This window comes from Frankia canadensis, assembly GCF_900197875.1.
GTDB lineage: Bacteria > Actinomycetota > Actinomycetes > Frankiales > Frankiaceae > Frankia > Frankia canadensis.
The window spans coordinates 1-3,595 of the sequence record NZ_FZMO01000327.1; the positions used below are offsets into that span (position 1 = coordinate 1).

Here is a 3,595-nt window from a genome sequence, read left to right on the forward strand (position 1 = left end):
GTCCAGGTCGGCCTTCTGGTCAGCGGACGACACCCGGGCGTACACCGCCGTCACACCGGATGGCACCAGCCGTGTCTCGACGTCGCCGACCAGAATCAGGCCGCCAACCTTGCGGGCGGGGACCGGGAGCGTGCCAGCCGCGTACCAGCGCCGGGCGGTCACGTACGCGACGCCCTGCGACTCGGCCCACTCCTTCAGGTTCACCTGACCATTATAGGCGCCTGGAGCAGCCTATTGAGCGCTGCTAGTCAGCAGTTCACAACCCCGGCATCTCCCTCACCGCTCACGGGCGGTCCCGCCGGACCGCGATCCCGTGGGTCGCGCGGTCCCGCGGGACCGCGGAGGAACGAGGGTCGGCGTCCCGACCGGCGCGGCGGGCTCAGGGCATGGCGACGGCGAGCAGGCAGAGGTCGTCCTCGCGGTCCTCGGCGCCGGCGATCTCCGCGAGGACGCGGCCGCACAGTCCGTCAAGGTCGAGGTCGGCGCAGGCGGCGGCGGTGGCGCAGGTGGCGAGCTCGGCCAGCCGGTCGGTGAGCGAGGTCCCGCGCCGTTCCACCAGGCCGTCGCTGTAGAGCAGCAGGCGCGCCCCGGGCGGTAGCGAGGTCTCGCTCTGGCCGTAGCTGGCCTCGGGGTCGACGCCGAGCATCGGGCCGTGGAGGTCGTCGAGGAAGGTGGCGAAACGGGCGGCGACCAGCAGCGGCGGTGGATGGCCGGCGCAGGACCAGCTGAGCCGGCCGGTGTCGGGTTCGAGGCGGACGACGACGGCGGTGGCGTAGGTGTCGTCGTCGGGGCAGGCGGCGAGGTTCGCCGACAGCTGGGTCGTGATCACCGCCGGGGGATGGCCTTCGATCGCATAGGCGCGGGCGGCGTGACGTAACTCTGCCATGGTCGAGACGGCGGGCAGCCCGTGGCCACCGACATCCCCGACGACGAGGGTGACGCTGCCGTCGGCGCGCACCACCGCGTCGTACCAGTCGCCGCCGATGCCGGCGTCCGGCCCGGCCGGCAGGTAACGGGACACGAGGCGCAGCCCGGGCACGTCCGGCAGGGTCCGCGGGAGGATCGCGCGCTGCAGTACCTCGGTGACCGACAGCTGCCGTTCGTGCAGCCGGGCCCGCTCGATCGCCTGTGCGTACACGCCGGTCAGGGTGCGCAGGAAGGCCCGGTCGTCCTCGTCGAAGGTGCGCGGGCCGGTCCAGCCCAGGGACAGCACGCCGATGATCCGCCCGGAGACGACAAGCGGCAGGGTGGCCGTCGCGTCGATCCTCAGCAGCCCGAAGATCTCGGTACGGTCCGGATAGTCCCGCAGGTAGGTCGCGCCGGTGGCGTCGAAGCGGGGCTCACCGGTGCGCAGGATGTCCGCGGTCGCCGCGGGACCGGGACGCCGGCCGTGGCCGCGTTCCCACACCTGGTTGAAGATTGGCTGGGACAGCCGCGGCCAGGCGATGACCCGACACGGTTCGCGGTCCTCGTAGAGGACGAACCCGGCGAAGGCGACCGACGCGCCCTCGACGGCCGTACGGAACGCGACGGTGGCGACGTCGTCGACCGTCAGCACCGAACCGAGCTCGGTGGTCACCGCCAACAGCCGGCGCGAGCGCGCCAGCGCCAGGGCGAGCGACGCCTCCTCGGCCGCAGCCCCGACCGCCGCGATCTCCGCCGAGTCGACGTCCGCCGCCGCAGCCCCGACCGCCGTGCTCCGTAGCCGCCTCCCCATCGCGCTCGCCCTTCCGGGCCGCCGCCGCGCCCGCGAAGGCCAGAACCGCACCCGCACCGGTGCCGGCATCCGGTACGGGCGGCGGACGACGGCGCCCTGCGCCCTCGATGACGTGCGTCGCCGGCACCCCAGCATCGTAACAACGAGTTACGAGTCGGCAGTAGGCCGACCTCGACCGCGGACGAGCAGGAAGACGGCGACCAGCGCCGCCACCGCGACGGTCACGGCCGCGTTCACCCCGAGGGCGAGGCGGATGCCGCCGAGGGTGGCGCCAGCCGCCGAGTGGCCGCCGGCGTGGGTCAGCGCGGTGGCGCGGGCATTCGCGATCGCGCTCAGCACGGGAATGCCAAGGGTCAGCGCGACCTGCTGGGTCATGGTGGTCAGGCCGGTGGCCAGGCCCTGCTGCTCGTCGGGGAGATTCGACGTCGCGGTGACCAGGTAGCCAACGATGCCGCAGGCGTGGCCGAAGAAGCCGACGGCCGAGGCCGCCAGCACCAGGGTCAGCGACCCGCGGTCGACGCCGGCGAACACCAGGCCCAGCGCGCACAGCGCCTGCAACAGCAGGCCGATCACCAGCAACGCCCGGGCCTGGACAAGCCCCAGCAGGCGCGGGCCGAGCAGCCCGGCCGTGAACGCCGCCGCCCCCGGAACGCCGAAGATCAGACCGGTCGTCACCGCCGAGTAGTGCAGCACCTGCTGCAGGTACAGCGTCATCATGAACACGATCGAGCTGCCCAGCGCGAAGACGCCGAAGCCGCCGGCGTTACCCCAGCCGACGTGGCGCAGCCGCAGCACATCGAGCGAGGCCAGCGGGTGCGGGCTGGTGCTCTCGATGCGGCCGAACGCGCCGAGCAGCACGGCGCCGACGGCGATCGACACCCACACCCACGGGTCCGACCAGCCCTCCTCGCCGGCCCGCGAGATGCCGTAGACGAACGCGACCAGGCCCGCCGTCACCGTCAGCGCACCGGGAACGTCGAGGCGCCCGCCCGCGTCCCCGCGCCCACCGGTGAGGACCCGCGGCGCCAGCGCGATGATGACGACGGCGACCGGCACGTTGACGAGGAACGCCCAGCGCCAGCTCAGGTAGCCGGTGAGCAGGCCGCCGACCAGCGCGCCGACGGTGAACCCGGCCGGCAGCAGCGCCCCGTTCAGGCTCAGCGCCCGCTGCCGGACCGGCCCCTCCGGGAACGTGATGACCAGCAGCGACAACGCGGCCGGGATGGCGATCGCCGCCGCCATGCCCTGACCGACCCGGGCGACGAGCAGCTCGGTGGGCCCCTGCGCGAACCCGCCGAGCAGCGACGCGGCGACGAGCAGCACCAGGCCGGTCAGCAGCGTCCGGCGCCGTCCGGCCAGGTCCGCGACCCGCGCGAACAGCAGCGTAAGCCCCGCCGAGGGCAGCGCGAACGCGGTCGCGATCCACTGCAGGTCGCGATCACCGAGGCCGACGCCGTGGCCGATCGACGGCAGGGCGACGTTGAGGATCGAGAAGTCGATGGCCAGCATGAACTGGGTGCCCAGCAGCAGCACCAGCGCCAGCCGCTGCCGGGGCGTCATCCGGTCCGCCGCCGGCTCGACGGGACGTCGCCGGCGGGCCTCGTCCGGGTCGCGAGGCTCGGGCACGCGCTGTTCAGGCTCCGGGCGCCGCTCTGGGCGCGACGGCCGCACGGTCGAGGCAGAGGTCTGTTCGTTCACGGAGACGACGCTCGCCGCCCGCGGCCCGGCCAGCCATTCCCCCGCCGGTACCCCCCGCCCGGAGGGTACGCACGGCGAGGATGGCCTCGGCGGGGTGACCGAAGAACGTAGCGCGCAGGCCCCGTCCTTCAGGGCGGGGTCAGCACATCAACTCCGGCGTCAGGATGACAACGGCATGAT

Annotated in this window: 2 protein-coding genes and 1 pseudogene; all 3 read right to left on the bottom strand. The window is 73.7% G+C overall.

The features are described 5' to 3' along the window. Positions 1-204: pseudogene (locus C1A33_RS22310) on the bottom strand (recombinase family protein); the annotation flags it as partial. A 175-nt stretch (positions 205-379) separates the two neighbouring features. Beyond that, a complete protein-coding gene (locus tag C1A33_RS22315; protein ID WP_243407824.1) occupies positions 380-1,717 on the bottom strand; it encodes a PP2C family protein-serine/threonine phosphatase in 1,338 nt (445 codons plus the stop codon). A gap of 147 nt (positions 1,718-1,864) precedes the next feature. Continuing rightward, positions 1,865-3,343, bottom strand: a complete 1,479-nt coding sequence (locus tag C1A33_RS22320; protein ID WP_243407825.1) for an MFS transporter — start codon at positions 3,341-3,343, stop codon at positions 1,865-1,867. Positions 3,344-3,595: the final 252 nt, after the last annotated feature.

Coding starts and splice junctions, on each gene's coding strand:
- C1A33_RS22315 (WP_243407824.1), bottom strand. CDS start 1,717: ATGGGGAGGCGGCTACGGAGCACGGCGGTCGGGGCTGCGGCGGCGGAC.